The following is a 614-nucleotide window of genomic DNA, read 5'->3' as shown; positions in this document are numbered from 1 at the left end:
GAACGGTCCCGTAACTCGACCCCTCGGCGCACCCGGCGGTCGCGTCACGCAGCGATTGGGCGGGAACGCTGCCCCGGCCGGCGGCATACTTCCAGGCACAAGGCCCACGCGCACATCTGGCGCAGGGCTGGCCCCGCGCCAACTGATCCCGTACCCCGAAAGGCCCGGCATGAATCCCTTCAAGACCGCCATCGCGCGCGGCGAGCACCAGATCGGCCTGTGGCTGTCGCTGGCCCACGCCTACTCGGCCGAGGTGTGCGCCACGGCCGGGTTCGATTGGCTGCTGGTCGATGGCGAGCATGCGCCCAACGACATTCCCGGCACGCTGGCCCAGCTGCAGGCGCTGGCCGCGTATCGCAGCCATCCGGTGGTGCGCGTGGTGCAGGGCGATGCGGCGCTGGTCAAGCAGATGATGGACATCGGCGTGCAGACCCTGCTGGTGCCCATGGTCGACACGGCGCAACAGGCCCGCGCGATGGTGGCCGCCACGCGCTATCCGCCCCAGGGCATGCGCGGCGTGGCCGCTTCGATCGCACGGGCCTCGCGCTGGGGGGCGCAAGCCGACTACCTTGACCGCGCGAACGATGAGGCCTGCCTGCTGGTGCAGGCCGAGA

Annotated in this window: 1 protein-coding gene; it reads left to right on the top strand. The window is 71.0% G+C overall.

Features of this window, described 5'->3' with window-relative positions; all coding sequences use genetic code 11:
* Positions 1–169 precede the first annotated feature (169 nt).
* Positions 170–614: aldolase/citrate lyase family protein (locus L6Q67_RS24030; RefSeq protein ID WP_296576181.1), on the top strand; the 445-nt coding region annotated here is incomplete at its 3' end.

It is taken from the genome of Zoogloea sp. (assembly GCF_023150065.1).
Classification (GTDB): Bacteria; Pseudomonadota; Gammaproteobacteria; order Burkholderiales; family Rhodocyclaceae; genus Zoogloea.
Note: the sequence above shows the minus strand (reverse complement) of the source record. Positions and strands in the feature narration are given on the sequence as shown.